Here is a 26,270-nt window from a genome sequence, read left to right as displayed (position 1 = left end):
CTTACCTTGGCGTGGGGGCCGGGGATTCGGGCTGGGCGGCTGGCGCCGCCCCTGGGACGGAGACGTCGACGGGCGCGGGCGTCGCGGGGGCATCGGCCAGCGGCGGCTGGCCATTGCCGGGATCGGGAATGAACAGCCCGCGCACCTTGTCGGCGGCGCCGGCCAGGATACGGCTGGTGCCAGCCTCCAGATCCACCTCGGCGGCAGCGCCGGAGAGCTGGTTCTGCCCGCGGGTGATGCGGACATTCCCGGTCAGGGACGCGAGCCGGCTCTGCATGTCGTAAGTGCCGCGTTCGCCGCGGGCCACCTCGGTCGGCGTGGTGATGACCACCCCGCCCTCGGCATCGATGCGGGTGATCTGCAGGTTGCCGCTCCCGTCCTCCTCCAGCAGACCCACCAGCCGGTCGGCGCGGACCTTGTTCTCGCCGCGGGTCGCCAAGGCGTCGCCGCGCGCCACGGCCAGGTTCTGGTCGCGCCAGAACTCCAGGCTCTGCTCTGCCGTGATGACGTCCTGCTCCGTCGTGAGGCGCAGATCCTCGCCGGTGAGGACCGCCACGCGCTGGTCCGCGTCATAGACCGCGCGGTCGCCCTGCGCCGTCTGGCTCGCGGTGCCGATCCGCACCCCGCCCTCCGCGGTCAGGCGGTAGATTTCGTTGCTGCCGTCGGGGCGCTTGCGGAAATAGGCCGCCAGCGTATCCGCCTTGACCGACAGCTCCCCCTGGGTCGCCACCGCGCCGCCGCGGGCCACGGCAACACGCTCGCCGTCGTGGAACTCGAATCCGCCTTCGGACACCACCTCGATGGAATCGGTGCCGCCGACATTCAGCCGGGCGGGCTGGGCCAGCGCCGCAGGGGCGGCCAGAAGCGCAGGCAGCAGCAGAGCGCCCAGCGCCGCCGTACCGATCAGAACCCGTGTCCGTCGCACCACCCTGCTCATCCCGGTTCCTGCTCCGTCCCGTTCTCCAGCCGCAGGCGGGAACGCCCGGTGAAGACGATCGTGTCACCCTCGTTCGTGATGCGGAAACCACCAGCCTCGATCGTGCCGATCGGCCCCTGCCCGCGCACCGCGGCATCGCCCCAGGCAATGCCCTGCTTTGTATCCAGCTCCGCCCGGTCGGTCATGAACTCATAGCCGCCATCGTGGTAGAGCGCCACTTGTCCCGTGAGCAACAGTTTCCCGCTGTCCCGATCGTAGCGCCCGGCCTCCGCGGACAGGGTGATCCACTCCCCGCCGGGCAGGGTGATCTCCGCCCTGGGCTTCACCAGCTCCACCGCGCTCTCGGTGCCACCGGACTGGGCCACCCGCTCGGCCCGCACCTCGAAGGGACGGGATTTCGGGTCGGTGCCGACGAAGCGGGCATCCACCATCTCCAGCCCCCCGGCCTCGGGGCCGGCCTGCCGCACCTCCCCGGGTCCGGTGAAGAGCGGCCAGACGGCGATGACCAGCAGGATCAGGGCCGCCAGCGCCGGCAACGCCACCTTGGCCATGTTGACGGCGCGGGTATGGGCGTGCGGGTCGGCGGCCCGGCCACGACGCGCCTGCGGCGACAGCGCGTCCGCCACGGCATCTCGCCGTGCGTTGGCGGAGCCGGCGGGGCGTTGCGCTGAGGTATCGCCATTATCGGCGGAGGCTGGCGTCATTTTGCCTGGTGGTCCGGTTCCGGTTCGACTGGCCCGCCCGGGCCGAGGACCCGCCGGTCTGCCTGACAGACCGGCGGGAGATTAGCCGAGGGCGGAATCACAGGTCAAACGACCGGGGGCCCTTCGGTTCCAATGCTCCATCCCTAGCCAAGCGGAAGGGCGGGTGCTGTGACCGCCGCCACAGGACGGCTATAGCCGGATGGAACGCTCAGTGCGCGAAGATGTCCGGCTCGTCCCAGCCGCCCAGATCCAGCAGGGCGCGGGTCGGCAGGAAGTCGAAGCAGGCCTGCGCCAGTTCGGTCCGCCCCTCGCGCGCCAGGACCAGATCCAGCTTGGCCTTGATCTCATGCAGGTAGAGCACGTCGGAGGCGGCGTATTTGAGCTGATCGGCCGTCAACTCCTCCGCGCCCCAGTCGCTGGACTGCTGCTGCTTGGACAGCTCGATCCCGGTCATGTCCTTGCAGAGGTCCTTCAGCCCGTGCCGGTCAGTGAAGGTGCGGGTCAGCTTGGAGGCGATCTTGGTGCAGTAGACCGGCGCGCACATGACTCCGAGATACTTGTACATCACCGCCAGATCGAAGCGGGCGAAGTGGAACAGCTTCAGCGTTCCCGGATCGGTCAGCAGCCGCTTCAGGTTCGGCGCGTCGTACTGCCCCTTGCGGAGCTGCACCAGATGGCTGCGCCCGTCGCCGGAGGAAAGCTGGACCAGGCACAGCCGGTCGCGGTGCGGGTTCAGGCCCATGGTCTCGGTATCGATGGCCACCACCGGGCCGAGGTCCAAACCGTCGGGCAGGTCGCCGTCGTGCAGATCGATGGGCATGGGCTGCGATTTCCCTGTGAGCGTCAGCCGGCGCCGGCGGCACCTGCCGCCCGGCCCAGCCGATGATGGACTCCAGAAATGCTTAAGGCCGCCGGGATGCGGCGGCCTTGAAGCAGTTACCGAAGCGTTGGTGCCCAGGAGAAGACTCGAACTTCCACACCTTGCGGTACAGGTACCTGAAACCTGCGCGTCTACCAATTCCGCCACCTGGGCGCCTCGGTGGAGCGGGTATTTAGAGGTCCCGGCCCTCCCCGTCAACGGGATTTTTCATCGCCGGCGAAAATTTCTGCGCCGCCCCGGACGGCCCGCCCGGCGCAGCAGGCGCGCTCGGCATGACAATGCGGGGGCGATGGCATATGGAAGTCGGGCGAAGGCTTATATATAAGCTTCAGCGCGCCGCATCCCGGCCAGGGATGCGAAGGAAGATGTCATGTCCGCGCGCCGGTATAAGCGGGCGGGCGGCACACGGGTCTGGCGGAGAGAAGCATGGTCTATCGGTATCGGATTGCAACGGTGTTCGGCGGTTCCGGCTTCATCGGGCGCCATCTGATCCGGCGTCTGGCCAAGACGGGCTGCATCATCCGCGTGCCGTCGCGTCATCCCGGCACCTGCACCCATCTGCGCACCTCCGGCGCGGTGGGGCAGATCGTGCCGATGGCGGTGAACATCCACGACGAGAATAGCATCGCCGCCTGCGTGCAGGGCGTGGATCTGGTCATCAACCTTGTCGGCATTCTGGCCCCCGGCGGCAAGGGCAACAGCTTCGAGGCCGTACAGGCGGAGGCGGCGGGACGTATCGCCCGCGTATCCAAGGCCGCCGGCGTGGCCCGTCTGGTTCATATGTCCGCCCTGGGCGCCGACGCCGGTTCCGCCTCCGCCTATGCCCGCAGCAAGGCGGAGGGGGAGCGTCTGGTGCTGGAGGCCTTCCCCGAGGCGACGATCTTCCGCCCCTCCATCGTCTTTGGGCCGGAGGACGGGTTCTTCAACCGGTTCGGCCGGATGTGCCAGCTCAGCCCCGTCCTGCCCGTGATCGGCGGCGGGACCACCCGGATGCAGCCGGTCTATGTGGGCGATGTGGCGGAGGCGATCATGGTCTCCCTGTCCACTGAGGCGAGCAAGGGCCGGATATTCGAGCTGGGCGGCCCGCGCACCTACAGCTTCAAGGAGCTGCTGGACATCACCCGCCATGAGACGAGCCGGCCGCGGAAGCCCCTGCTGAACGTGTCCTGGGGTATGGCCAGCACGCTGGGCGGTATCCTGGAGAAGCTGCCGGGCAAGCCCCTGACCCGCGATCAGGTGGAGATGCTGAAGACCGATAATGTGGTCTCCGGCCGTCATCCGGGGCTGGCGGAACTGGGCGTGCAGCCCACGACGGCGGAGGTGATCTTGCCGACCTATCTCGACGCCTACCGCGTCGGCGGCCGGTTCAGCGAGCCATCGGCCAACAATCCCGGCAAGGCTGCGGCCCAGCGCCGCTCCTGACCGCCTGCAACGGGGCCGGGCGGGCGCTCAGCCCGCCGTGACCAGGGAATTAGGTGTTGCGGCAACCGGCGCCCCGGCCGCGATGGCGGGCGGGGTCGCTGCCGACGGCGGGGCCGTCAGCTCGGCCAGTCGGGCCTCCGCCGCGGTGGCGCGGGTCTTCGCCTGCTCCAGCTCGCGGGCCAGCCTGTCGGCCCGGCTCTGATGCTGCCGCTCCGCCCGGCGGTGGCTGTGCTGGCCCATCCAGGCCACCAGTCCGCCCAGCAGAAAGCCCAGCACGAAGACCGCCAGCACCAGCGCGAACAGCGGCACTTCCATCGTGAAGGGCAGCGGCCAGAGTTCCAGCGCCACATGGCCACGGTTGCTGATCGCGAATGAGACGGCCAGCAGGGCCAGCGGCAGGGTGAACAGCCAGGACAGGTGGCGCGCGAACTTCACGGGGCGATGCTCCTTGTCTGGGCCGCGCGGCGGCGACCCTCCCGATTCCGGTGCTGGCCTTCCCCGCCCTGGGGCGGGAGCGGGGTGACCGGCGGCTTCGCCACCGGTTTAACCGCCGGACATCGGCTGAAGCAAGGTACGCGTCGGGGTTAAGAGGGCCTTCCGTCCCGGAGCGGGCCTATTCGGCGTTCAGCCGCTCCCGCAGTTGCTTGCCGGTTTTGAAGAAGGGCACGGCCTTCTCCTCCACATCCACGGAAGCGCCGGTGCGGGGATTGCGGCCGACGCGGGCATCGCGCCGCTTGACGGAGAATGCGCCGAAGCCGCGCAGTTCCACCCGGTCGCCCCGGGCGAGAGCCTCGGTGATCTCTTCGAAGATGGTGGTGACGATCTTTTCCACGTCACGCTGGTACAGATGCGGATTGCGTTCCGCGAGCCTGAGGATCAGTTCAGACTTGGTCATGACCGGCAACCTCCCATTTACGGGAGCCATTATTCAGGCGGGATCGGGCCCGCCCGGCCCCCTTGCGGTCAGATTGCCGGAGCAAAGCCGCCGGCGCAAGTAGTTAAGCCGTTCATATGGCAGGGATTTTCGTGCTGCGGCAGCGAATGACGGCTTTTCTCCCGCATTACAGGACCGCGGAACGGCCGCCCACCGGGATGAGTACGACCCCATCCCGCCCGGCCAGATACATGCCGGTTCCGCACTCGCCGCCGCTTCCATCCCTGCAGAACCGGCAAAAGAAAAGGCCGCCCCGGTTGCCCGGAGCGGCCCTTCCATTGGCTGCCTGGAGAGGCAGGCCGGAGGATTACTCCTCCGAACCGCCCTGACGGCGCTTCAGCGCCGCGCCCAGGATGTCGCCAAGCGAGGCGCCGGAGTCGGAGGAACCGAACTCCTGCATGGCCTGCTTCTCTTCCTCGACTTCCTTCGCCTTGATGGACAGGCCGATCTTGCGGGTCGCACGATCGATCTGTGTCACCTTGGCATCGACCTTCTCGCCAACGGCGAAGCGCTCGGGGCGCTGCTCGGAGCGCTCGCGGGACAGGTCGGACTTGCGGATGAAGCCGGTGTAGCCCTCGCCCACGGCGACCTCGATGCCACCATCGGTGACCTGGGTCACGGTGCAGGTGACGACCTCACCCTTCTTGATGCCGGCGACGGCGGTCTCGAACGGGTCACCAGCAAGCTGCTTGATGCCGAGCGAGATACGCTCCTTCTCCACATCGACGTCCAGGACCTTGACCTTGACCTGGTCGCCCTTCTTGTACTCCTGGATGGCCTGCTCGCCCGGGGTGTTCCAGTCCAGGTCGGACAGGTGCACCATGCCGTCGATGTCGCCCGGGAGACCAACGAACAGACCGAACTCGGTGATGTTCTTGACCTCGCCTTCCAGCTCGGTGCCGGACGGGTACTTCTCGACGAACTGCTCCCACGGGTTCTGCATGGTCTGCTTCAGACCCAGGGAGATGCGGCGCTTCACCGGATCCACGTCCAGGACCATCACCTCGACCTCCTGGGAGGTGGAGACGATCTTGCCCGGATGGACGTTCTTCTTGGTCCAGCTCATCTCGGAGACGTGCACCAGGCCCTCGATCCCCGGCTCCAGCTCCACGAAGGCGCCATAGTCGGTGATGTTGGTGACGCGGCCCTTGAACTTGGCGCCCGTCGGGTACTTGGCTTCCACGCCCTCCCACGGATCGGCCTCGAGCTGCTTCATGCCGAGGCTGATGCGCTGGGTCTCCGGGTTGAAGCGGATGACCTGGACCGTGACGGTCTGGCCGATCTGCAGCGCCTCGGAGGGATGGTTGATGCGGCGCCACGCGATGTCGGTGACGTGCAGCAGGCCGTCCACGCCGCCCAGGTCGACGAACGCACCGTAATCGGTGATGTTCTTGACCACGCCCTGCAGAACTTGGCCTTCCTTGAGGTTGGCGACCAGCTCGCTGCGGGCCTCCGCACGGCTCTCCTCGAGCACAGCGCGGCGGGAGACGACGATGTTCCCGCGCGAGCGGTCCATCTTCAGGATCTGGAACGGCTGCGGCGTGCCCATCAGCGGGCTGATGTCGCGCACCGGACGGATGTCCACCTGGCTGCCCGGCAGGAACGCCACGGCGCCGTTCAGGTCGACGGTGAAGCCGCCCTTGACGCGGCCGAAGATGATGCCGGTGACGCGGACCTGGTCGTTGAACGACTTCTCCAGCAGCGTCCAGGCCTCTTCGCGCTTGGCCTTCTCGCGGGAGAGAACGGCTTCACCGTCCTTGTTCTCCATGCGCTCGAGATAGACCTCGACGGTGTCGCCCGCCTTCAGCTCGACCGGCTGACCGGGGACGGCGAATTCCTTCAGTGCGACGCGGCCTTCGGACTTCAGACCGACATCGATCAGGACCATGTCGTTATCGACCGACAGGACCCGGCCCTTCACCACGGTGCCTTCGAGGCTCTCGGAGGTACCCAGGGACTCCTCGAGCAGAGCGGCGAAGCTCTCCTTCTCGGCGGTGGGGGCTTTGGTTGCGAGTTGGGCCATTGTGACTCCTAGGTTGATCCTGAGCGGCCCCGTCATCCCGTTTGCCGGACGCCCTTCCGGCACGAGGATAAAAGGACCACCGCGCCGGGCACCCCGCCCGACGACTTGGTTGCACCCTCCGCCAGGCCATTCCCGGCGGATCGGGCATTGATGTTCCGAAGGGACCGGGGACCTGCCCTGCCCGGGATCAGAGATCCTTGAAGGCGGGCCTGGTCCGGATGAAGGTCAGGGCTGCGTGGAGGGCCTGGTCGGCATCCAGCGCGGACGTATCAAGCAAAAACGCGTCGGCAGCCGGCACGAGGGGGGAAACCTCCCTCTGGCTGTCGCGCGCGTCACGGTCCTTCATTTCCTCCAGAACATTTTCGTATATAGCCGGGACTCCGCGTCCCTGCAACTCATTGAGTCGCCGCTGGGCCCGCACTTCCGTGCTGGCGGTGACGAACAGCTTCGCCTCCGCGTCGGGGCAGATCACCGTTCCGATGTCACGCCCGTCCAGCACCGCGCCTTTGGCGGGGGTCCCATCCGCCAGGGCGGGCGGCTGCTCCGCGAACTCGCGCTGGAAATCCAGCAGAGCCTCCCGCACGGCCGAGATGGCGGAAACGCGGGACGCCGCGGCCGCCGTGGCATCGTTGCGCAGGGCGGGGTCCTTCGACAGATCGGCCACCTTCCCCGGCGTCAGCGTCATCGCCTCCGACGCCGCGGCCACCCCGTCGCCTGGATCGCTTCCCGCCCGCAGCAGCAGCAGCGCCACGGCGCGGTACAGGCTGCCGGTATCCAGATGCGCCAGCCCCAGCTCGGCGGCCAGGCGGCGCGACAGCGTGCCCTTGCCGCTGGCGGCGGGACCGTCGATGGCGATGACGGGGCACTTGCGGGCGGAGGTCTCAGCGGACGTGGCGTCGGACACGGGCATTCACCAAGGACGAAGACGGATGCGGCCGCACCGTGGAGCGGCCTGTTCCCCCCGTCAACCCCTTACGCCCCCTCTTCCTCACGCCCCAACCCGATGCCGTGATAGATGTCCGCCAGCGGGATGTCGACGCCGATGCTGTCCAGGCGCAGCAGGGCTTCCGTTCCCGCCACCCGCTCCTCCACCCAGACATCGCCGCGATGGCGCAGCAGGGTGCAGGCGGCCTCGTCCTGCTCGAATTCCAGAATGTCCCGGATTGCGGCGACCTCCTTATAGAAGGCCCGCTTCCGGTTCATCTCCGAGGCTGTGTTGGTAGGCGACAAGATTTCGGCCACCAGAACAATCCCGTCCCCTGCCTGGGCGCCGCAGCGGACCAGAAGGTCCGGGACATAGAAGGCCCGGCTCCGGTCGGGATCGCGGTAGACGCCGGACCCGGGCTCAACCCGGCACCGCGAAGCGCGTTGCCGATCAATCGGGCCAGTTCGCCGACCATGGCGTTGTGCCGCGGAGTCGGCGCGGCATGTCCCCTCGGCCCCCAGCCATCTTTCAGGATCGGATAGCCGTCATGCAGTTCCCAGACCCGATCGTCGCCGGAATCCCACTCCAGGAACTCCCTCACATTCATCGTCTTATCGAGCTTGAGAACCGGGAATCCCATCCACGCCTCCGCGTCAGCGGGGCAATGCTAGCATAGCGATGGAGACAGTACATCCGGCTCCCGGCCGATCACCCCTCCCCGATCGCCGCCCCGAGCCCGTTCATCAGATCGACGAAGCCGGGGAAGCTGGTGTCGATGAAACTGCCGTCATCCACCCGCACCGGCTCGTCGCTGGCGAGGCCCAGGACCAGGAAGCTCATGGCGATGCGGTGGTCCATGGCGGTGGGCACCGCGGCCCCGCCCCTCGGGGGCCTGCCCGTGCCGTGGACGACCATCCAGTCCTCCCCCGCCTCCACCTTCACCCCGCATGCGGTCAGCCCGTCGGCCATCATGGCCAGCCGGTCGCTTTCCTTCACCCGCAGCTCCCCCACCCCGCGCATGATGGTGGGGCCCTCGGCGCAGGCGGCGGCGATGCAGAGGATGGGGTATTCGTCGATCATGCTAGGGGCGCGCTCCGGCGGCACCTCGACGCCCTTGAGAAACGATGCCCGCACTAGCAGGTCGGCCACAGGCTCCCCGCCCTCTTCCCGCTCGTTCGAGAAGGTGAGGTCGCCGCCCATCTCGGTCAGCGTCTCATAAAGGCCGCTGCGGCGGGGATTGACGCTGATGCCCGGAAGACGCACCTCCGACCCCGGACGGATCAGCGCCGCCACGGTGGGGAAGCCGGCGCTGCTGGGATCGCTGGGCACCACCAGATCGCGGGCGCGCAGCTCCGCCTCCCCGGTCAGGGATACGGCAAGGGCGCCGTCGGACAGCTGCTCCGTCACCACCTCCACGCCGAAATGGCGCAGCATGCGTTCGGAATGGTCGCGGGTCGGTTCCGCCTCGATCACCGTGGTGCGGCCTGGGGTGTTGAGACCGGCCAGCAGGATGGCGCTCTTCACCTGGGCGGAGGCCACCGGCAGGCGGTACTCGATAGGAACCGGCTGGTTGGTGCCGAGGATCGCGGCGGGCAGCCGCCCCTTGCTGCGCAGCACGAAGCTCGCCCCCATCCGCTCCAGCGGGGTGGTGACCCTGGCCATGGGGCGCTTGGTCAGGGAGGCGTCTCCGGTCATGAAGCTGGTGAAGGGATGGGTGGAGAGCAGGCCCATCAGCAGCCGGGCCGCCGTGCCGCTGTTGCCCATGTCCAGCACCTGGCTCGGCTCCGCCAGGCCGCCGACGCCCCGGCCCACGGTGCGCCAAGCGCCATGGCCCAGCCGCTCGATCTCGGCCCCGAGCGCGCGGAGGGCGTCGGCGGTGCGCAGCACATCCTCCCCCTCCAGAAGCCCGTCGATCCGCGTCTCGCCGAGCGACAGCGCGCCGAACATCAGGGCGCGGTGGGAAATGGACTTGTCCCCCGGCACGCGCATCGTTCCGGTCAGGGCGCCGCTGCGGCGGGAGACGAGGGGGCGCTGGATGGCGGGATTGGCGGTCATGGGGCTGGGTCCGTGGTTGCCCGGGCGGCGGGTTGCGGATCGGCGGGCGCGCGGCGCGGGCACCGCGGTCAGGCCGGGGGATGAGAGGTAGCACATCCACGCCCCTGCCGGAACGCCGCCCGCGGGATACCGTCGCGATCTGCCCGGACGGATTCTTTGTTTGACAGGGCAATGGCTTCATGGCATGCGCCGCGACGGAGTCCAGGGCAGTCCCGGCAGGCGGCCGAATCTTCCGCGAATCCGCCGGGAAGGCCACAAGAACCGCCTTTGGCACCCGCGCCGAGTTCCCTCGGCGGCCGCAGGGTGCCGCGACTTTGAAGATGGAGGAGAGTTGTGGCCAAACCGGAATGGGGCACGAAGCGCATCTGCCCCAGCTGCGGCACGCGCTATTACGACATGCGGAAGGACCCGCCCACCTGCCCGAGCTGCGGCACGGTGTTCGATCCTGAAGCCCTGCTGAAATCCCGCCGCGCCCGCCCGATCCCGGTCGAGGAGGTCGTCAAGAAGGCTCCCATCGAGCGGGAGGACGATGACGAGACGTCGGGCGTCGACACCGACGAGGAGGAATCGATCGAAGAGGAGGCGGATGTCGACACCGATGAGGATGTCGAGGTCGCCGACGTCGAAGACGAAGAGGCCGAGACCGTCGACGAGGACGAGGACGTCCTGCTGGAGGATGCGGACGAGCTGGGCGACGACGACGATATCGAGGTCAACAACGACCTGGAGAACGACGACGACCGCTGATCCGGCGGCTTCGATCCCCCTTCCACCCGGCCGGAACGCCGGGTGGAAGGAACTTTACGGATCGATGATTTTTTCTCTTGCACAGGGGCCGGCGTTTGGATATCTAACCGGCCCACGGCGCACCGACCCAGACGGTCGCCAACGAGTTACGGGGCCATAGCTCAGCTGGGAGAGCGCTACAATGGCATTGTAGAGGTCAGGAGTTCGATCCTCCTTGGCTCCACCAAATCAGCGAAGGCCCGGCCGGAAACGGCCGGGCCTTCTGCGTTCCGGCATTCCCGCAATGGCGCGCGCCAGATCGTCATAACCGAATCTGGATATGCCCAGTTCAACCTTTGGCAAATAAAGCCTAAGATAGCCTGCAGCCGACCACACGCTCCGACGGATGGAGCGGACAAGGGCCGGATGGAGGGAGTCTGGGATGTCGGGGGAAAGGAACGGGCGCTTCCTGTTCATGCGGCACGGGGAGACGGAGTACAACCGACGCGGCGTGCGGTGCGGAGGAGACGTGGACATTCCGCTCACCGACCGCGGCGAGGAACAGGCCCGCACGGCGGCTGCCCGCATCCAGGCGGAGCACGCCGGGATCGACATGATCCTGGCCGGCCCGCTTCTTCGCACCCGCCGTACGGCGGAGATCGTGGCGGATGCGCTCGGCGGCTGCCCGGTGATCACCCATGACGGCCTGCTGGAGCGTCGGCTTGGCGACTGGAACGGGCTCGACATCGAAAGCACGCAGGCGGATCTCGCTGCCGGAGTCACGCCGCCCGGCGGCGAGGCGGAAGGCGAGTTCCGCGCCCGCGTCGCCGCTGCCCTCACGGATATTCTTGGTCGCGGCCATCGGCTGCCGCTGCTGGTGGGCAGCAAGGGGGTTGGCCGGGTCGTCGCCCTGCTGATGCAGGCGGATGCCGCGCCATCCATGGGGAATGCGGAGATCATCGATTACCATGCCGCCTGGTTCTGGGATGCACGGCAGTTGCGGCTCTGATGCCGCTGTCGGCAGCCGCGCAGGAAAAGAAAATTCTGATGGTTCTTTGGCGCGATGAAACGGAATCCGAAGCGGCCTTCAAGCAGCGGCTGGAAGAGCTTGGGGTTAAGGCCAAGTACACGAAGATCGATGCCGGGCAGGATCGCGCGAAGCTTGCGGAAGCCATGCGCGGGATCGAGGCGGACATCGCCGCGAAGAAGTTCGACCTGATCTATACCTATGGCACGACGGTGACGCAGGTCGCCCAGAGCGTGGTCAACAACAGCACGCCCATCGTTTTCACCATTGTATTCGACCCGGTCGGCGGCAAGCTGGTCAAGTCGATGGAAGAGCCCGGCGTGAACGCCACGGGCGTGACGAACGGCGTGCCGATCAACGATCAGTTCGATGCCATCCAGAAGGTCTCGCCGATCCAGAACCTCTGCATGGTTTTCGACGCCCGCGTCCCGAATTCCAATCTCGTGGAGCGGCAGGTCAATGACTGGGCCAAGGCGCACAGCGTGCCGATGACGTCGCTCCGCGTGGCTCCGGGCAACGATTCGCTGGATCGGGCTCTGGATGACATCAAGACCGACAAGGTCAAGTGCGATGTCGTCTATGCCGGAGCGGACAGCTACATCGCGTCCGAGGCCACCAAGATCCGCGACGCGGTCGGTGACAAGGTGAAGCTGTTCGGCGGCACGGAGACGTTCATCCTGCGCGGCTGGCTCGGTGCTTACGCCACGCGCGTCCAGGATATGGGTGCAACGGCTGCGGACCTGGGCGCCAAGATTCTCGCTGGCGGCGATGCGTCGAAGATTCCGGTGGTTCTGCCGCAGCCCCATATGTTCCTGACGGAAGCGTCGGCGACCAAGTTCGGGATCACCGTTCCCGGCGATGCGATCAAGCGCTGACTCTCGACGGAACTGACGCTCCGAGTAACGCGGGCTGGAATCTTCCAGCCCGCGTTTTTTATTGGCCATTCCTGTTTCCAGGGCCTCTGTCCAGGCCCAGTGTTGTAGCTCCGATTGTTCGCCAACGATGGGGACCATCGGCTGTTGCCGGTTTGTCTGAGCCGCGACTTGATCCTGATGCACATGCTGGAACCGCTGCTGCCCCTGGAAACGAATCGCGGGTGGGACTCGGTCCGGCCCAGCGGAAAAGCACGATGCCGGCAGCGGAATACCCGTCGCCGCGCCACGGCGGCTGGTCGGTATCCGGCATACGGGCGTGGTTCTGGCACCGGTTCCGATGGCGTCGGCGGATGTAGAGGAGGCTATATGATCCCGAGCGACGGTTCGCTGGACAGCACGCTGGCCCTGCTGCGGGAGGGCTACCGCTTCATCCCGAACCGGTGCGAGCGGCTGGGCAGCGACATGTTCCGCACCCGCCTGATGCTGCGCCCCGCCATCTGCATCCGCGGGGAGGAGGCGGCGCGCATCTTCTACACGCCGGGCCGCTTCACCCGCCGCGGGGCCCTGCCGCCCACCACGCTGCGGCTGCTGCAGGACAAGGGCAGCGCGGCCACGCTGGACAACCGGCCCCACCGCCACCGCAAATCCCTGTTCATGGGGCTGATGACGCCCGAGGCGGTTGAGCGTGCGGCCGACCTGATGGAGGAGGAATGGCGCGCCCGCCTGCCGGCCTGGGAGCAGGCGGAGGAGGTCACGCTGTTCCCGCAGGCGGAGGACATCCTGACCCGCACCGCCTGCCGCTGGGCCGGCGTTCCCCTGGATGAGCGGGAGGCGGACCAGCGCAGGCGCGAGCTCGGAGCCATGATCCACGGAGCCGGCAGTGCCGGACCGCGGGCCATGCGCGGGCTGGTGATGCGCCGCCGGACGGAGCGCTGGGCGCGGGAGCTGATCCGCGGGGTGCGCGACGGGACGGTAGCGGTGCCGCACGATACCCCGCTACACAGGGTCGCCACATGGCGCGAGCTGTCGGGTGAGCCGATGGACGAGGCGGTGGCGGCGGTGGAGCTGCTGAACCTGCTGCGGCCCATGGTGGCGGTGGACCGCTACATCGTCTTCACCGCCCTGGCCCTGCATGAGCATCCGGTGGCGCGGCCCGCCCCGGACGCCGACGAGGGCGAGGTGGAGCGGTTCGTGCAGGAGGTGCGGCGGCTGGCCCCCTTCTTCCCCGCGGTCGGCGGCCGGGTGCTGGAGCCGTTCGAATGGCGCGGACACCGCTTCGGCCGGGGCGACTGGGTGCTGCTGGACCTTTACGGCACCAACCGCGATTCCCGCACTTGGCGGAACGCGCACATGTTCCGCCCCAGCCGGTTCAAGGAATGGGACGGCAGCCCGGACAGCCTGGTGCCCCAGGGGGCCGGCGACCACCATACGGGCCACCGCTGCCCCGGCGAGTGGATCACCATTGCCCTGATGAAACGGGCGGTGCGGCTGCTGACCGCGGCGATGGAGTACGAGGTGCCGCCGCAGGATCTACGGGTGCCGCTGAACCGCATGCCCACCGGCCCGGCCAGCGGCTTCCGTATCGGCCGGGTCCGCAGGGCCGGCCAGCCCTCCGTCAGCGGAAGCACTTCTCCACGAGCTGGCGGAAGGCGTCCGCCCGGTGGCTGATGGCGTGCTTCTCCTGCGCCGACAGCTCGGCATAGGTCACGCTGTGGCCATCGGGGATGAAGATGGGGTCGTAGCCGAAGCCCTTGTCGCCGCGCGGCGGGAAGGTGAGCTGGCCGTGGCTGTAGCCCTCCACCGTCTCCACATGCCCGTCCGGCCAGGCGATGGCGAGCGCGCAGACAAAGCTGGCCCGGTCGCCCTTGCGGTCCGCCGAATCCATCAGCTCCCGTCGCACCTTCTCAATGGCCAGCAGGAAGTCTTTCTCCGGTCCGGCCCAGCGGGCGGAATAGATGCCCGGCGCGCCGTCCAGCGCGTCGACCGCCAAGCCGCTGTCGTCGGCCAGGGCCGGCAGGCCGGACGCCTTGGCCGCGGCCAGTGCCTTCAGCCTGGCATTGCCGATGAAGCTGTTCTCCGTCTCCTCCGGCTCCGCCAGGTTCAGCTCCCCGGCGGAGGGGAACCTGGCCACATAGGCCCCCAGGAGATCGGCGATCTCCCGCACCTTGCCCTTGTTGTGGCTGGCGATCACAAGCGTGTCGCCCTGGAAGCGGCGGGGGGTGGACTCGGTCATGGGCGGGCTCTGTCGGGTTGGATGGCGGGCGGCTGGAAGCGCGGCAACAGATGCGGCGCGGACTTCACCCTAGTGCGGCACTGTTTCGGGCGGATTACCGCGGGCGGCTGATCACCGGGCCAGGGCCAGCTTCTGCAGCTCGGTCAGCTCGCCGATGCCCTTGCGGGCCAGGGCTAGCAGCTCCAGGAACTCGGATTCCTGGAACGGGTCCTTTTCCGCCGTGCCTTGGATTTCCACGATGCCGCCGCGGCCGGTCAGCACGAAGTTGGCGTCCGCCTGGGCCGTCGAATCCTCGGCATAGTCCAAATCCAGCACCGGCTTCCCGCCATGGATGCCGCAGGAGATGGCGGCGACCGAGTCGGTCAGCGGGATCGCTTTCAGGAAGCCGATGGTCAGCAGATGCTTGAAGGCGAGGCTGAGGGCCACATAGCTGCCGGTGATGGCGGCCGTGCGGGTGCCGCCGTCGGCCTGGATCACGTCGCAGTCGATCTTCACCGTGATCTCGCCCATGCCGCGCATGTCGGTGACGGCGCGCAAGCTGCGGCCGATCAGGCGCTGGATCTCCTGCGTGCGGCCGGACTGCTTGCCCTTGGCCGCCTCGCGGTCGGTACGGGTGTTGGTGGCGCGCGGCAGCATGCCGTATTCCGCCGTCACCCAGCCCTGCCCCTGCCCGCGCAGGAAGCCCGGCACCTTGTCCTCCACGCTGGCGGTGCAGAGCACATGGGTGTCCCCGAACTTCGCCAAGCAGGAGCCTTCCGCATATTTCGACACGTTGGTCTCCAGCACCACGGTTCGGAGCTGGTCGGGCTGGCGGCCGGACGGACGGGGCATGGGCTGAACACTCCGGTGTGGGTGGCTTGCAGGGGGCAGGAGATACCGCCGATGGGGCGGAGGAGTCCACCCCGGGCGTGAGCATTCGGGCGGGCAATTGATTCAACCCTCCCGCCCGACTAGATTCAATGGACGGCCTTTCTGTCGGGCCGCATTGATGTTCCGGTCTGGATGTTGTCCGCAGGCATGATCACAGAGCTGAACCAGAGGTCGCGCGACATCTTCCGCCACATCGTCGATGCCTATGTGGAAACGGGGGAACCGGTCGGGTCCCGCACCGTATCCCGGCGCATGGGCATCCAACTGTCGCCGGCGACCATCCGAAACGTGATGGCGGATCTGGAGGAGTTGGGGCTGCTGATGGCCCCGCACACCTCCGCCGGGCGGGTGCCCACCGATGCCGGGCTGCGCCTGTTCGTCAACGGCATCCTGGAGGTCGGCGACCTCACCGAGGGGGAGCGGGAAAGCATCCAGGCCAAGGTGAACGCCCAGGGCCGCTCCCTGCCGGAGGTGCTGGAATCGGCGATCAACCTGCTGTCCGGCCTGTCCTCCTGCGCCGGGCTGGTGATGGCGCCCAAGACCGACCGGCCGCTGAAGCATCTGGAATTCGTGAACCTGTCCCCCGGCCGCGCCCTGGTGGTGCTGGTGACGGAGGACGGGCTGGTGGAGAACCGGGTGGTGGAGGTGCCGCTGGGCCTTCCCTCCTCCGCCCTGACCATGGCCAGCAACTATCTGAACGCGCGGTTGGTGGGCCGCACCCTGGCGGAGGCGCGGGCCGCCATCACCAAGGAGATCGAGGAGCAGCGCAGCCAGTTGGACGCGCTGACCGCCAAGGTGGTGGAGACCGGGCTGGCCACCTGGGCCGGCGCCCAGGACAGCAGCGGCTATCTGATCGTGCGCGGTCAGGCACGGCTGCTGGAGGACGTCACCGCCCTGTCCGACCTGGAGCGCATCCGCAGCCTTTTCGAGGCGCTGGAGACGCGGGAGCAGATGGTGCGCTTGCTGGACGCCACCGGCAAGGCGGACGGGGTGCAGATCTTCATCGGGGCGGAGAACCAGCTTTTCCGCCATGCCGGCTGTTCCCTGATCGTCTCGCCCTATGCCAATTCCAAGGAGCAGATCGTGGGCACCATCGGCGTGATCGGGCCGACGCGCATCAATTATGCCCGCATCATCCCCATGGTCGATTACACCGCGAAGGTGATCGGCCGGCTGATCGGGTGAATGGCCGCAGGTGCCGCATCTCCCAAACCTCCCCGCGCATCCCCATCTCGACAGGCGGCGCGAAGCGGCCTATTCCTCGCGCCTGGAACGATCCGTTCGACATTCTTCATTTACGCGTAGACCCTGAGGCCAAGACGCATGAGCGATAAGCAGAACGCCGAAACCCGGCCCGAGACCGGGGCCGACGCCACGCCCGAAACCCATTCGCCCGACGCCGCCAGCCAAGCCGCGGAGGCCGCCGCTGCCGCCACCGCCGCCGACGGCGACACCCGTGTCGCCGAGCTGGAGGGAGAGGTCGCCAAGCTGAAGGACCAGCTTCTGCGCGCCCTGGCGGAGCAGGAGAATATCCGCCGCCGCACGGAGCGGGAGCGGGAGGACACCGCCAAATACGCCATCTCCAAATTCGCCAAGGACCTGCTGGGCGTGGCCGACAATCTGCGCCGCGCCGTCGAGTCGGTGCCGGAGGAGCAGCGTCAGTCCAACGATGCCGTGAACAGCCTGCTGACCGGCGTCGAAGCGACGGAGCGGCAGTTGACCGCCGCCTTCGAGCGCGCCGGCATCGCGAAGATGGACGCGCTGGACAAGCCGGCCGACCCCAATTTCCACCAGATCATGATGGAGATCGAGGGCACGGGGAAGCCGGCCGGCACCGTGGTGCAGGTTCTCCAGCCCGGCTACACCATCGCCGGCCGCCTGCTGCGCGAGGCGATCGTGGGCGTGTCCAAGGGCGGCGACCAGCCCAAGGTGGATACCAGCGCCTGAGCGGCCGCCCATCGTAGACAGGTCTGAGCGGCGGCACCCGGACGGGGCCGCCGCTTTTTCTTTGTCCATCCATTGATCCTGCAAATCTTCCGTATGCTTGCAGAATTTACGTCATGAATGGACATCCGGCGCGTTGATGGTAGATTCCGCAGCAAGAAGGGCCGGATCGCAGGCCCGAGCCGGGAGGAAACCATGCCGCGCCTCATCGCCCGTTCCCTGACCCGCCGCGGCATCGTCGCCGCGGCCCTGGCCCTTGCCGTACTGGGCATGCCGGGCCTTTCCGGCCCATCGGCTGCGGAGGAGCGCCCCTTCATCACCGTGGCCTCCACCACCTCCACCGAGGCATCGGGGCTGTTCAAGCATCTGCTGCCGCAATTCACGCAGGAGACGGGGATCGAGGTGCGCGTGGTTGCCCAGGGCACCGGCCAGGCGCTGGATACCGGCCGCCGCGGCGATGCCGACGTGGTCCTCGTCCACGACCCTAAGGCCGAGGAGACGTTCGTGGCGGAGGGCAATGGCGTCACCCGGCAGGAGGTGATGTACAATGACTTCATCATCGTCGGCCCGAAATCCGACCCGGCCGGGGTGGCCGGCAGCAAGGACGTGGCGGACGCGCTGAGAAGGATCGCCGCCAGCGGCGCGCCCTTTGCCAGCCGCGGCGACGACAGCGGCACCCACCGGGCCGAGCTGCGTTTCTGGAAGGACGCCGGGGTGGAGCCGAAGGGCGGCTGGTACCGGGAGACCGGGTCCGGCATGGGCGCCACGCTGAACCTTGCCGCCGGCATGGACGCCTATGCCCTGTCGGACCGGGGCACCTGGCTGAACTTCAAGAACCGGCAGGGGCTGGAGATCGCGGTGCAGGGCGATCCGAAGCTGTTCAACCAGTACGGCGTGATCCTGGTCAATCCGGAGAAGCATCCGCATGTGAAGAAGGAAGCCGGCCAGACCTTCATCGACTGGCTGGTGGGCAAGAGCGGCCAGCAGGCCATCGCCGCGTACCGGATCGGCGGGGAGCAGCTGTTCTTCCCCAACGCCGCCCCGAACTCCTGACCCCATCCGGAAGGCCGGCGGCGGCATGGATGATTTCGGGCAGGCGGTGCTGCTGGCGGCGGAGATGGTCCGGACAGGCGATCCGGAGCTGATGGAGATCGTGCTTCTGTCGCTCCGGGTCAGCCTGGGCGCCGTGCTCATCGCCTTTCTGATCGGCGCTCCGTTGGGAACGCTGGCCGCCATCACCCGCTTTCCCGGGCGGCGCGCGGCGGTGATCGCGCTGAACGCGCTGATGGGGCTGCCGCCGGTGGTGGTGGGGCTGGCGGTCTATCTGCTGTTGAGCCGGGCGGGACCGCTGGGGTCGCTGGGCCTGTTGTTCACGCCCACCGCCATGATCATCGCCCAGATCGTGCTGGCCCTGCCCATCGTCGCCGCCCTGACCCACCGGCAGGCGGAGGCGATGTGGGCGGAGGTCGGCGATGCCCTGCGGGTGGACGGGGCCGGGCTCGGCCGCAGCATGGCGGTGATCCTGTCCATGGGCCGGGCCGGGCTGGTCACGGTGTTCATGGCCGCCTTCGGCCGGCTGATCGCGGAGGTCGGGGCGATCCTGGTGGTGGGCGGCAACATCGCCGGCGTCACCCGCACCATGACCACCGCCATCGCCCTGGAAACCAGCCGCGGCGACCTGCCGCTCGCCCTGGCCCTCGGCCTGATCCTGATCGCCATCAGCCTGGCCGTGAGCACGGCCACTTCGGTGGCGGGGCGGAGGGAGAAATAGAACTATCTACTCTGCCTCCACTGTCATCCCGGCAAAAGCCGGGATGACGACAGGACGAAGCTTTAACCGGCCCCTGGCGGCATTCAAAACGCCGCGTACACCTTGTCCAGATCCGCGTCGTCGAAGCGGTAGACGGTGTTGCAGAACTCGCAGGTGACTTCGACCTTGCCGTCCTTGCGCAGATCGTCCAGTTCCGACCGGTCGATGGAGCGCAGCACGGTGGCCACGCGGTCGGCGGAGCAGCGGCAGCCGAAGCGCAGGGCCTGACGGGTGAAGACGTGCGGGTCCTCCTCGTGGAAGAGGCGGAAGATCACCTGGTTCACCGGCAGGTCGGCGTCCAGCAGCTCCGCATCCGTTAGCGTTTCCAGCAGCAGCATGGACCGGCGCCAGTCATCCTCGCTGTTGCTGGCCCGGTGCTCCGGCGCGGTGGCGGCGTCTTCCGGCGGCAGGGTCTGGAGCATGATGGCGCCGCCCACCCACTTGCCGTCCTTGTCCTTGCCGACCGCCGCCTTGACCCCGGTGGCGAGCTGTTCGGACTGGCGGAAATAGTGGCGGATGGCGTCGGCCAGGGTTTCGCCGCGCAGCTCCACGATGCCCTGGTAGCGCTCCGTATGCTCCCCCTGATCCACGGTGAAAGCCAGATAGCCGCTGCCCAGCAGGCTGCCCATGTCGGGCTGGAAGCCCTTGTGGGACTGCTGCTCGGCCAGGCGGTCGGCGCTGAAGCTGGCATAGCCGCGCAGATCGCCCACGCTGGTGACGTCCGCCACCGTATAGGAGACCGGGCCGTCGCCCTTGGTCTGGAGGGTGAAGATGCCCTCATACTTCAAGGCGGCGGCCAGGGTGGTGGCGAGCACGATGGTTTCGGCCAGCAGGCGCTGCACCGGTTCCGGGTAGGCGTGGCGGGTCAGTATCTCGTCCAGCGCCGGACCGATCCGCACCATCCGCCCCCGGAAGGAGGAGCGTTCGAGCTGGAAGGTCTGGAGCACATCGATCTCGGCCGTGACGGGATCGGTATCGCGGCGGGGCGTGCCCGCCGCTCCGCTGAAATCGGTCATGAATTCAAACACCAGGTCAGAATGCCCTTCTGGGCGTGCATCCGGTTCTCCGCCTCGTCCCAGACCACGCTCTGCGGGCCGTCGATGATCGCGGAGGTCACCTCCTCCTCCCGATGGGCGGGGAGGCAGTGCATGAATATGGCATCGGATTTCGCCAATCCCATCAACCGTTCGTTGACCTGGTACGGCTTCAACAGGTTGTGCCGACGCTCCCCGTCGGTGTTGTGCATGCTGACCCAGGTGTCGGTGATGATGGCGTCGGCGCCCGAGGCCGCCGCGTCCGGGTCCTGCGTGACGATCACCCTGCCCCCCTCGGCCCGCACCCAATCCAGGGTCTCGGGCGTCGGCATCAGCTCCTCCGGGCAGGCGATGCGCAGCTCGAAATCGAACCGCGCCGCTGCATGTATCCAGCTCTGGCACACATTGTTGGCGTCGCCGGTCCAGCAGACCACCTTGCCGTCGATGGGGCCCTTGCGCTCCTCGAAGGTCATGAGGTCGGCCATGATCTGGCAGGGGTGGGAGATGTCGGTCAGCCCGTTGATGACCGGAACCGTCGCCGCCTCCGCCAGCTCGAACAGCTTCGCCTCGTCGTTCGTGCGCAGCATGATGACGTCGACATAGCGGGACAGCACCCGGCCGGTGTCGCCGATGGTCTCCCCATGGCCGAGCTGGATTTCCGTGCCGGTCAGCACGATCGTCTCCCCGCCGAGCTGGCGCATCCCGACCTCGAACGAGACGCGGGTGCGGGTGCTGGGCTTCTCGAAGATCAGGGCCAGGGTCTTGCCCAGCAGGGGCTTCTCGTCGGACCGGCCGGCACGCTTCATCAGGGCCGCATGGTCCAGGATCTGGCGCAGCGCGGCCCTGTCGTGCTGGTGGATGTCCAGGAAATGGCGGACCTTCTTGGCCGGGCTCATGATGCGGTTCCTTGTGCGAATTGCCGGCAGGTCCGGTCGATGATGTCGATGGCCTCCTCCACCTCGGCCTCTGCGACGACGAGGGGGGGCAGGACGCGCACGGTGTTGTCGGCGGCGCCCACGGTCAGCAGGCCGTTTTCCCGCAGCCGGGTGACGAAATCGGCGCTGTTGACCGTCGCCGCGCATTTCAGCCCCAGCATCAGCCCCTTCCCGCGCGCCAGCTCCAGCACCTGCGGATAGCGGGACACCAGCTCGTCCAGCCGGCCCTCCAGCAGGTCGCCGATGCGGTTCACATGCTCCATGAAGCCGGGCTTCTCCACCACGTCCATGACGGCGTTGCCCACCGCCATGGCCAGCGGGTTGCCGCCGAAGGTGGAGCCGTGGGTGCCGGGCGTCATGCCGACGGCCGCCTTCTCCGTGGCGAGGCAGGCGCCGACGGGGAAGCCGCCGCCGATGCCCTTGGCGATGGGCATCACGTCCGGGGTGACGCCGGCCCATTCATGGGCGAACAGCTTGCCGGTGCGGGCCATGCCGGTCTGGATCTCGTCGAACACCAGCAGCAGCCCGAACTCGTCCGCCGTTTCGCGGAGCGCCTTCAGATACTCCACGCTGGCCGGGCGCACCCCGCCCTCGCCCAGGATCGGCTCCACCATGATGGCCCCGGTCTCCGGCGTGATGGCGGCGCGCAGTTCGTTGAGGTTGTCGAAGGCCACTTGGTCGAAGGCGTCCAGCAGCGGGCCGAAACCCTTCACCATCTTCTCCGACTTGGCGGCGGCAATGGCCGTGGTGCTGCGCCCATGGAAGGCGCCGCCGGCCACGATGAAGCGGGTCTTCTGCGGATTGCCGGTCTCATGATGGTATTTGCGCACAACCTTCACCGCGCATTCCCACGCCTCCACCCCGGAATTGGTGAAGAACACGGTATCGGCGAAGGTGCTGTCCACCAGCCGGCGCGACAGGCTTTCCTGCCCCGCCACCCGGAACAGGTTGGAGACGTGCCACAGCTTCTGCGCCTGCTCGTGCAGCTTCTGCACCAGATAGGGATGGGCATGGCCCAGCAGGTTCACCGCGATGCCGCTGGTGAAGTCCAGGAATCGTCGGCCGTCCACCGTCCAGATGTTCGCACCTTCGCCCCGCTCGAACACCAGGTCGATACGGGCATAGGTCGGCATGACGGTTGGAATCACGGCTACCCTCCAAGGGCATGACAGGAGTGGGCGGGGAATCGGCGTCGACCCGAAAGGATCGCCGCCGGTTTCATTGCGGAAAGGTTCGGAAGTTGCCCGGACCCGCCGCAGTGAAAAGCGCATTAATCGTGCGCGGCTGGCGGGGTGTCAACGGCGGGCGTCCTGCGCAGGCCGCAAGGGAGGGGCGAGGCTGCCGCGGAAATACCTCTTCCAGCCGGCGTCGGGCAGCTATTCCGCGGGTCAGTGGCGGACGGGGCCGGCGACCCATTCGGTCACGATGTCGTTGGCCTGCGGCTCCGGCGTTTCCGGATGGTGCCAGCGATAGACCGTGACCGCCGCCTCGAAACAATAGAGGTCGGGCTCGCCGCGGGCGCGCAACTCCTGGAACGCCCGGACGACGGCAGGGCGGCAGCAGGCGGAATCATTATCGTCGCGGCAGCCCACGGGCGGAAATCCCTGCTTACTTGCGGCGCATCAGCTCGGGGGAGTAGTTGGGCTTCATCTGCTTGGCGCGGTCCTTGCGGATGCCGTACAGCTCCAGCCGGTGGCCGATCAGCTCATAACCGAGTTCGTCGGCGATGCGCTCCTTCAGCGTCTCCAGCTCCTCATTCGTGAACTCGACCACCTCGCCCGACTGCACGTCGATCAGGTGATGGTGGTGCTCGTCCCGGTTTTCCTCATAGCGGGCGCGGCCATCGCCGAAATCCAGCCGCTCGATCACGTTCGCCTCTTCGAACAGGCGCATGGTGCGGTAGACGGTGGCGATGGAGATGTGCGGATCGATCTCCACCGCGCGGCGGTAGACCATCTCCACATCCGGATGGTCGGTGCTGTCCGAGAGCACCCGGCTGATGACGCGGCGCTGCTCGGTCATCTTGAGGCCCTTCTCGACGCAGAGCTGTTCAAGGCGGGACGTCATGGCGGTGGTCTCCGGCACGGGTTCGGACGGTCCGAACATCTCGACGCCGCCACGGGCGGCTGGCGGTCCGTGGTCGGCTGGGTCAGTCAAAGGTTTCGATACCATAATATGGACTTGGAATGGTTCCAGGCGAGCAAAAACAGCGCATGCCCGGCCCGTCCTCTCAACCATCCGCGCGCAGCAGGTTCAGCAGCCGGTCCAATTCCTGCTCCGTCAGGCCCGGCATGCGGCGTGCGAGCAGGTTGGCGACCAACGTATGCTTGGGGCTGAGCCCGGCCGTATCCACCACCACCTTGGGGTCCGACACCGCGGCCAACCGCTCCAGCGCGTCCGCATCGTCCCAGATCAGGCCGAAATAGGTGCAGATCTGGCGCAGCAGCATGGGCGAGGGCACGCCCTTGTGCCCATGCTCCAGGGCCGAGAGATAGGCCGAGCTGATCTCCAGCTCCGCCGCCATCTGCTTGAGGTTCACGCCCTTCTGTTCGCGGAGTTGGCGGACGCGGTCACCGAACGGGGTCATGGGCTGGCCATTCCGGAGCGCAGAACAAGGCGGACATCATCACCGAGAGACGGCGTAGAACAAAGGAGACATTGTGGGCCGCCGACCTCACCCGAACTTCCGCGCCGCGTCCAGGGCGAGACCGAGCCCGACGGCGCCGAACTTGTCGCCTTCCACCACCCGCGCCTCCGGCACTTCGGCGCAGATCGCATCGCGCACGGCCGGCAGAAGGGTGGAGCCGCCGGTGAGGAAGACGGCATCCACCTGATTCGGCTTCAGCCCGGCCTGGACCAGACAGCCCTGCACCATGGCGGCCAGCCGGTTCACCGGATCGGCGATGGCCTCCGCCAGCCGGACGCGGGTGGCCGGCGCCTCCAGCCCCGGCTCCACCATCGACAGGTCGATGTCGAAGGTGCGGGCACTGGAGAGGGCGATCTTCGCCTCTTCCACCTTCATCGCCAGCGCATGGCCGAGCTGGTGCTCCAGCACCGTGGCCAGCCGCTCCAGCAGGCGGGGATGCACGGCTTGGCGCGCGGTGCGCCGCACCTCCGCCAGCACGGCGGGATGGTAGAGAAGGTTGATCTTGGCCCAGGTCGCCAGGTCCACATACCACTGGTTCGGGGTCAGCAGCCCCTTGGTCGCCAAGGGGCTGCGGAAGCCCAGATGCGGCATCACCGTTTCCATGCTGAGCAGCCGGTCGATATCGGTGCCGCCGATGCGCAGCCCGTCATTCGCCAAGATGTCGTCCAGCCGGTCGGCCCGGCGCGCCCGGTCGGGACCGATTCGGACAATGGAGAAGTCGGAGGTGCCGCCGCCAATGTCGGCGATCAGCGCCACCTCCTCCCGCTCAATCTGGCTTTCATAATGCAGGGCGGCGGCGATGGGCTCGAACTGGAAGGCGACATCCTTGAAGCCGGCTGCCCGCGCGATGCCCAGCAGCGAATCCTCCGCCCGCTGGTCGGCCTCATCGTCGCCGTCCACGAAGTGCACCGGCCGGCCATGGACCACGCGCGTCAACTCCCGCCCGCAGGCGGCCTCCGCGGTCGCCTTGATGTGGCGAACCACCATTTCGATCACGCTGTGCAGCGGGATGCGCCGAGTCTGGAGCTGGGTGTCCTCGTTGATCAGGCTGGTGCCCAGCACCGACTTCAGCGACCGCATCAGCCGCCCTTCCGTTCCCGCCACATAGGCCTGCACGGCAGCGCGGCCGAACCGGGGCTGGTGCGCCTCGAAATCAAAAAAGATGGCGCTGGGCAGGGTGAGATCGTCGCCCTCCAGCGGCATCAGGCGGGTGGAGTTTCCCGCTTGCACGGCCAGGGTGGAGTTGGAGGTGCCGAAATCCAGCCCGCAGAAATCGGGCACGCGCAAATCGCCGGACAGCATGGGAGTGCCCTCCACAGGGAACGCTTGCTTGAAGGGCGCGCGTTCTAGGTCAGGTGGTCCGGCGGGTCAAGGCGCAAAGTCCGGCTGCGCCGCCGGCCCTTACCGGATGAAGAAGACGATGGTCAGCAGCGTGCCCACCGCCACTACGAAGAAGCGGACATAGGAGGCCGGGATGCGCTTGGCGATCACCACGCCCAGATAGCCGCCGATGATGCAGGCCACCATGACGATCAGCGCCGCCGGCCAGTGCACGATGCCTTCCGCGATGAAAAGGGCGATGGCGATGCCGTTGATCAGCACGCTGAACACCACCTTGGCGGCATTGATGCGGTGGAAATCGTCTCCTTCCGTGATGGAGAGGGAGGCCAGCATCAGGATGCCCATGCCGGCCCCGAAGAACCCGCCATAGATGGAGACGACGAACTGGATGATGCCGCCCACCAGCTTGCTGACCGGGCTGCCGACCGTGTTCTCCTTCTCCTCCTTCACCGCCTGACGGCGGAAGAAGGCGGTGATCTTCGGGCTGAGGGCGAAGAGAACGGTGGCCAGCAGCAGCAGCCAGGGCACCATCTGCCGGAATTCCGCATCCTCCAGCAGCAGCAGAATCACGGCCCCGATGGCGCCGCCGATCAGGCTGATCAGGCCCATCCAGGCGAAATGCCGCCAGTCCCGCATCACCTCCGTCCGGTAGGCGGCCGCGCTGGCCACATTGCCGGGCCACACGGCGACCGCGCTGGTGGCGTTGGCGGCGATGGGCGGGATGCCGGCCCCGACCAGGGCGGAGAAGGTGAAGAAAGTGCCGCCCCCGGCGACCGCGTTGACCAGACCCGCTATAAGTCCCGCCCCGCTCAACAACACGATATCCCAGAGTTCCACGGCAACCCCGTCCGCCAGCAGCAAAGTGGCGGGACGTTAGCGCGCCATTCGGGCGAAAGCATCCCCCTTGCGGGAGTATGCCTATCAGTCAGACGCGCAGCCACGCCCCGT

Annotated in this window: 28 protein-coding genes and 2 tRNA genes; 10 read left to right on the top strand and 20 right to left on the bottom strand. The window is 67.6% G+C overall.

The genetic code is table 11. From position 1 onward, the window contains the following. Window position 1 precedes the first annotated feature (1 nt). From DOL89_RS00270 to DOL89_RS00255, 4 genes are all read right to left on the bottom strand, one after another. On the bottom strand, window positions 2-937 hold the full coding sequence (locus DOL89_RS00270; protein ID WP_119677346.1) for an LptA/OstA family protein: 936 nt from the start codon (window positions 935-937) through the stop codon (window positions 2-4). Next, entirely contained in the window at window positions 934-1,641 is a 708-nt protein-coding gene (gene lptC / locus DOL89_RS00265) for an LPS export ABC transporter periplasmic protein LptC (RefSeq protein ID WP_119677345.1), read from the bottom strand. The genes DOL89_RS00270 and lptC overlap by 4 nt, the downstream gene beginning before the upstream one ends. 208 nt (window positions 1,642-1,849) lie before the next feature. Next, the gene (locus tag DOL89_RS00260) at window positions 1,850-2,461 is read right to left on the bottom strand and encodes a ribonuclease D (RefSeq protein WP_119677344.1); all 612 of its coding nucleotides are present in this window, start codon (window positions 2,459-2,461) and stop codon (window positions 1,850-1,852) included. A 128-nt stretch (window positions 2,462-2,589) separates the two neighbouring features. Further along, a tRNA-Leu gene (locus DOL89_RS00255) sits at window positions 2,590-2,674 on the bottom strand. Window positions 2,675-2,947: 273 nt separating this feature from the next. On the opposite strand from DOL89_RS00255, the gene DOL89_RS00250 reads away from it, so the two are divergent. Next, a complete protein-coding gene (locus DOL89_RS00250; RefSeq protein ID WP_119677343.1) occupies window positions 2,948-3,943 on the top strand; it encodes a complex I NDUFA9 subunit family protein in 996 nt (331 codons plus the stop codon). Between the two features lie 27 nt (window positions 3,944-3,970). On the opposite strand, the gene DOL89_RS00245 is transcribed toward DOL89_RS00250, so the two are convergent. The 6 genes from DOL89_RS00245 to aroA all read right to left on the bottom strand — a co-directional run bounded on the left by DOL89_RS00245 (window position 3,971) and on the right by aroA (window position 9,880). Beyond that, window positions 3,971-4,378: a lipopolysaccharide assembly protein LapA domain-containing protein gene (locus DOL89_RS00245; protein ID WP_119677342.1), complete on the bottom strand. Its 408-nt coding sequence runs from the start codon at window positions 4,376-4,378 to the stop codon at window positions 3,971-3,973. Between the two features lie 178 nt (window positions 4,379-4,556). Next, window positions 4,557-4,838 (bottom strand): integration host factor subunit beta, encoded by a 282-nt coding sequence (ihfB, locus tag DOL89_RS00240; protein WP_119677341.1) that lies wholly within the window; start codon window positions 4,836-4,838, stop codon window positions 4,557-4,559. 346 nt (window positions 4,839-5,184) lie between these two features. After that, window positions 5,185-6,900: a 30S ribosomal protein S1 gene (gene rpsA / locus DOL89_RS00235; RefSeq protein ID WP_119677340.1), complete on the bottom strand. Its 1,716-nt coding sequence runs from the start codon at window positions 6,898-6,900 to the stop codon at window positions 5,185-5,187. 187 nt (window positions 6,901-7,087) lie between these two features. Further along, the gene (gene cmk, locus DOL89_RS00230; protein WP_225889834.1) at window positions 7,088-7,804 is read right to left on the bottom strand and encodes a (d)CMP kinase; all 717 of its coding nucleotides are present in this window, start codon (window positions 7,802-7,804) and stop codon (window positions 7,088-7,090) included. Window positions 7,805-7,872: 68 nt separating this feature from the next. After that, window positions 7,873-8,280: a Uma2 family endonuclease gene (locus tag DOL89_RS00225; RefSeq protein ID WP_225889983.1), complete on the bottom strand. Its 408-nt coding sequence runs from the start codon at window positions 8,278-8,280 to the stop codon at window positions 7,873-7,875. Between the two features lie 253 nt (window positions 8,281-8,533). Continuing rightward, a complete protein-coding gene (gene aroA / locus DOL89_RS00220) occupies window positions 8,534-9,880 on the bottom strand; it encodes a 3-phosphoshikimate 1-carboxyvinyltransferase (RefSeq protein ID WP_119677337.1) in 1,347 nt (448 codons plus the stop codon). 333 nt (window positions 9,881-10,213) lie between these two features. Between aroA and DOL89_RS00215 the strand changes: the two genes are divergently transcribed. The 5 genes from DOL89_RS00215 to DOL89_RS00195 all read left to right on the top strand — a co-directional run bounded on the left by DOL89_RS00215 (window position 10,214) and on the right by DOL89_RS00195 (window position 14,176). Further along, window positions 10,214-10,627, top strand: coding sequence for a TIGR02300 family protein (locus DOL89_RS00215; protein WP_119677336.1), 414 nt, complete (start codon window positions 10,214-10,216; stop codon window positions 10,625-10,627). 150 nt (window positions 10,628-10,777) lie between these two features. After that, a tRNA-Ala gene (locus DOL89_RS00210) sits at window positions 10,778-10,853 on the top strand. Window positions 10,854-11,048: 195 nt separating this feature from the next. Beyond that, entirely contained in the window at window positions 11,049-11,615 is a 567-nt protein-coding gene (locus DOL89_RS00205) for a histidine phosphatase family protein (protein WP_162937243.1), read from the top strand. A gap of 38 nt (window positions 11,616-11,653) precedes the next feature. After that, window positions 11,654-12,508 carry an ABC transporter substrate binding protein gene (locus DOL89_RS00200; protein WP_162937242.1) on the top strand — a complete coding sequence of 285 codons (855 nt, stop codon included), beginning with the start codon at window positions 11,654-11,656 and terminating at the stop codon, window positions 12,506-12,508. A gap of 366 nt (window positions 12,509-12,874) precedes the next feature. Next, window positions 12,875-14,176 carry a cytochrome P450 gene (locus DOL89_RS00195; protein ID WP_119677333.1) on the top strand — a complete coding sequence of 434 codons (1,302 nt, stop codon included), beginning with the start codon at window positions 12,875-12,877 and terminating at the stop codon, window positions 14,174-14,176. Here DOL89_RS00195 and rdgB read toward each other — a convergent pair. Together rdgB and rph are read right to left on the bottom strand one after the other, a co-directional pair. Then, window positions 14,124-14,741, bottom strand: coding sequence for an RdgB/HAM1 family non-canonical purine NTP pyrophosphatase (rdgB, locus tag DOL89_RS00190; protein WP_119677332.1), 618 nt, complete (start codon window positions 14,739-14,741; stop codon window positions 14,124-14,126). The two genes, DOL89_RS00195 and rdgB, sit on opposite strands and share 53 nt — an antisense overlap. A 111-nt stretch (window positions 14,742-14,852) precedes the next feature. Beyond that, window positions 14,853-15,572 (bottom strand): ribonuclease PH, encoded by a 720-nt coding sequence (rph, locus tag DOL89_RS00185; protein ID WP_119677331.1) that lies wholly within the window; start codon window positions 15,570-15,572, stop codon window positions 14,853-14,855. Between the two features lie 186 nt (window positions 15,573-15,758). Here rph and hrcA point away from each other — a divergent pair, with 186 nt between their 5' ends. From hrcA to DOL89_RS00165, 4 genes are all read left to right on the top strand, one after another. Next, window positions 15,759-16,796, top strand: coding sequence for a heat-inducible transcriptional repressor HrcA (gene hrcA, locus DOL89_RS00180; RefSeq protein ID WP_119677330.1), 1,038 nt, complete (start codon window positions 15,759-15,761; stop codon window positions 16,794-16,796). A 138-nt stretch (window positions 16,797-16,934) separates the two neighbouring features. Further along, on the top strand, window positions 16,935-17,558 hold the full coding sequence (gene grpE, locus DOL89_RS00175; protein ID WP_119677329.1) for a nucleotide exchange factor GrpE: 624 nt from the start codon (window positions 16,935-16,937) through the stop codon (window positions 17,556-17,558). Window positions 17,559-17,750: 192 nt separating this feature from the next. After that, window positions 17,751-18,608, top strand: a complete 858-nt coding sequence (locus DOL89_RS00170) for a substrate-binding domain-containing protein (protein WP_119680137.1) — start codon at window positions 17,751-17,753, stop codon at window positions 18,606-18,608. Between the two features lie 25 nt (window positions 18,609-18,633). Continuing rightward, complete coding sequence (locus DOL89_RS00165) at window positions 18,634-19,326, top strand: ABC transporter permease (protein ID WP_119677328.1); 693 nt, start codon at window positions 18,634-18,636, stop codon at window positions 19,324-19,326. An 83-nt stretch (window positions 19,327-19,409) separates the two neighbouring features. Here the strand turns inward: DOL89_RS00165 and hslO are convergent, their stop codons facing one another. The 8 genes from hslO to DOL89_RS00125 form a co-directional block, all read right to left on the bottom strand. Further along, a complete protein-coding gene (hslO, locus tag DOL89_RS00160; protein WP_119677327.1) occupies window positions 19,410-20,381 on the bottom strand; it encodes an Hsp33 family molecular chaperone HslO in 972 nt (323 codons plus the stop codon). Next, window positions 20,378-21,295 carry an ornithine carbamoyltransferase gene (gene argF, locus DOL89_RS00155; RefSeq protein WP_119677326.1) on the bottom strand — a complete coding sequence of 306 codons (918 nt, stop codon included), beginning with the start codon at window positions 21,293-21,295 and terminating at the stop codon, window positions 20,378-20,380. The genes hslO and argF overlap by 4 nt, the downstream gene beginning before the upstream one ends. Beyond that, a complete protein-coding gene (locus tag DOL89_RS00150) occupies window positions 21,292-22,482 on the bottom strand; it encodes an aspartate aminotransferase family protein (RefSeq protein ID WP_119677325.1) in 1,191 nt (396 codons plus the stop codon). The genes argF and DOL89_RS00150 overlap by 4 nt, the downstream gene beginning before the upstream one ends. Window positions 22,483-22,722: 240 nt before the next feature. Then, a complete protein-coding gene (locus tag DOL89_RS00145; protein WP_119677324.1) occupies window positions 22,723-22,926 on the bottom strand; it encodes a hypothetical protein in 204 nt (67 codons plus the stop codon). 16 nt (window positions 22,927-22,942) lie between these two features. Then, window positions 22,943-23,401 (bottom strand): Fur family transcriptional regulator, encoded by a 459-nt coding sequence (locus DOL89_RS00140; RefSeq protein WP_119680136.1) that lies wholly within the window; start codon window positions 23,399-23,401, stop codon window positions 22,943-22,945. A 163-nt stretch (window positions 23,402-23,564) separates the two neighbouring features. Further along, window positions 23,565-23,921 (bottom strand): helix-turn-helix domain-containing protein, encoded by a 357-nt coding sequence (locus DOL89_RS00135; protein ID WP_119677323.1) that lies wholly within the window; start codon window positions 23,919-23,921, stop codon window positions 23,565-23,567. Window positions 23,922-24,008: 87 nt separating this feature from the next. Beyond that, entirely contained in the window at window positions 24,009-25,283 is a 1,275-nt protein-coding gene (locus DOL89_RS00130; RefSeq protein WP_119677322.1) for an Hsp70 family protein, read from the bottom strand. 99 nt (window positions 25,284-25,382) lie between these two features. Beyond that, window positions 25,383-26,159 (bottom strand): sulfite exporter TauE/SafE family protein, encoded by a 777-nt coding sequence (locus tag DOL89_RS00125; RefSeq protein ID WP_119680135.1) that lies wholly within the window; start codon window positions 26,157-26,159, stop codon window positions 25,383-25,385. Window positions 26,160-26,270: the final 111 nt, after the last annotated feature.

It is taken from the genome of Indioceanicola profundi, from assembly GCF_003568845.1.
Lineage (GTDB): Bacteria > Pseudomonadota > Alphaproteobacteria > Azospirillales > Azospirillaceae > Indioceanicola > Indioceanicola profundi.
This window is presented reverse-complemented; position numbering and strand designations above follow the sequence as displayed.

What these genes read in the sequence shown, in the direction of transcription:
- DOL89_RS00165 (WP_119677328.1), top strand. Translation starts at nt 18,634, where the DNA reads ATGGATGATTTCGGGCAGGCGGTGCTGCTGGCGGCGGAGATGGTCCGG.
- DOL89_RS00170 (WP_119680137.1), top strand. Translation starts at nt 17,751, where the DNA reads ATGCCGCGCCTCATCGCCCGTTCCCTGACCCGCCGCGGCATCGTCGCC.
- argF (WP_119677326.1), bottom strand. Translation starts at nt 21,295, where the DNA reads ATGAGCCCGGCCAAGAAGGTCCGCCATTTCCTGGACATCCACCAGCAC.
- grpE (WP_119677329.1), top strand. Translation starts at nt 16,935, where the DNA reads ATGAGCGATAAGCAGAACGCCGAAACCCGGCCCGAGACCGGGGCCGAC.
- ihfB (WP_119677341.1), bottom strand. Translation starts at nt 4,838, where the DNA reads ATGACCAAGTCTGAACTGATCCTCAGGCTCGCGGAACGCAATCCGCAT.
- DOL89_RS00130 (WP_119677322.1), bottom strand. Translation starts at nt 25,283, where the DNA reads ATGCTGTCCGGCGATTTGCGCGTGCCCGATTTCTGCGGGCTGGATTTC.
- hslO (WP_119677327.1), bottom strand. Translation starts at nt 20,381, where the DNA reads ATGACCGATTTCAGCGGAGCGGCGGGCACGCCCCGCCGCGATACCGAT.
- hrcA (WP_119677330.1), top strand. Translation starts at nt 15,759, where the DNA reads ATGATCACAGAGCTGAACCAGAGGTCGCGCGACATCTTCCGCCACATC.
- lptC (WP_119677345.1), bottom strand. Translation starts at nt 1,641, where the DNA reads ATGACGCCAGCCTCCGCCGATAATGGCGATACCTCAGCGCAACGCCCC.
- DOL89_RS00200 (WP_162937242.1), top strand. Translation starts at nt 11,654, where the DNA reads ATGGTTCTTTGGCGCGATGAAACGGAATCCGAAGCGGCCTTCAAGCAG.
- DOL89_RS00140 (WP_119680136.1), bottom strand. Translation starts at nt 23,401, where the DNA reads ATGACGTCCCGCCTTGAACAGCTCTGCGTCGAGAAGGGCCTCAAGATG.
- DOL89_RS00195 (WP_119677333.1), top strand. Translation starts at nt 12,875, where the DNA reads ATGATCCCGAGCGACGGTTCGCTGGACAGCACGCTGGCCCTGCTGCGG.
- rph (WP_119677331.1), bottom strand. Translation starts at nt 15,572, where the DNA reads ATGCCCCGTCCGTCCGGCCGCCAGCCCGACCAGCTCCGAACCGTGGTG.
- aroA (WP_119677337.1), bottom strand. Translation starts at nt 9,880, where the DNA reads ATGACCGCCAATCCCGCCATCCAGCGCCCCCTCGTCTCCCGCCGCAGC.
- DOL89_RS00205 (WP_162937243.1), top strand. Translation starts at nt 11,049, where the DNA reads ATGTCGGGGGAAAGGAACGGGCGCTTCCTGTTCATGCGGCACGGGGAG.
- DOL89_RS00260 (WP_119677344.1), bottom strand. Translation starts at nt 2,461, where the DNA reads ATGCCCATCGATCTGCACGACGGCGACCTGCCCGACGGTTTGGACCTC.
- DOL89_RS00135 (WP_119677323.1), bottom strand. Translation starts at nt 23,921, where the DNA reads ATGACCCCGTTCGGTGACCGCGTCCGCCAACTCCGCGAACAGAAGGGC.
- DOL89_RS00250 (WP_119677343.1), top strand. Translation starts at nt 2,948, where the DNA reads ATGGTCTATCGGTATCGGATTGCAACGGTGTTCGGCGGTTCCGGCTTC.
- rpsA (WP_119677340.1), bottom strand. Translation starts at nt 6,900, where the DNA reads ATGGCCCAACTCGCAACCAAAGCCCCCACCGCCGAGAAGGAGAGCTTC.
- rdgB (WP_119677332.1), bottom strand. Translation starts at nt 14,741, where the DNA reads ATGACCGAGTCCACCCCCCGCCGCTTCCAGGGCGACACGCTTGTGATC.
- DOL89_RS00270 (WP_119677346.1), bottom strand. Translation starts at nt 937, where the DNA reads ATGAGCAGGGTGGTGCGACGGACACGGGTTCTGATCGGTACGGCGGCG.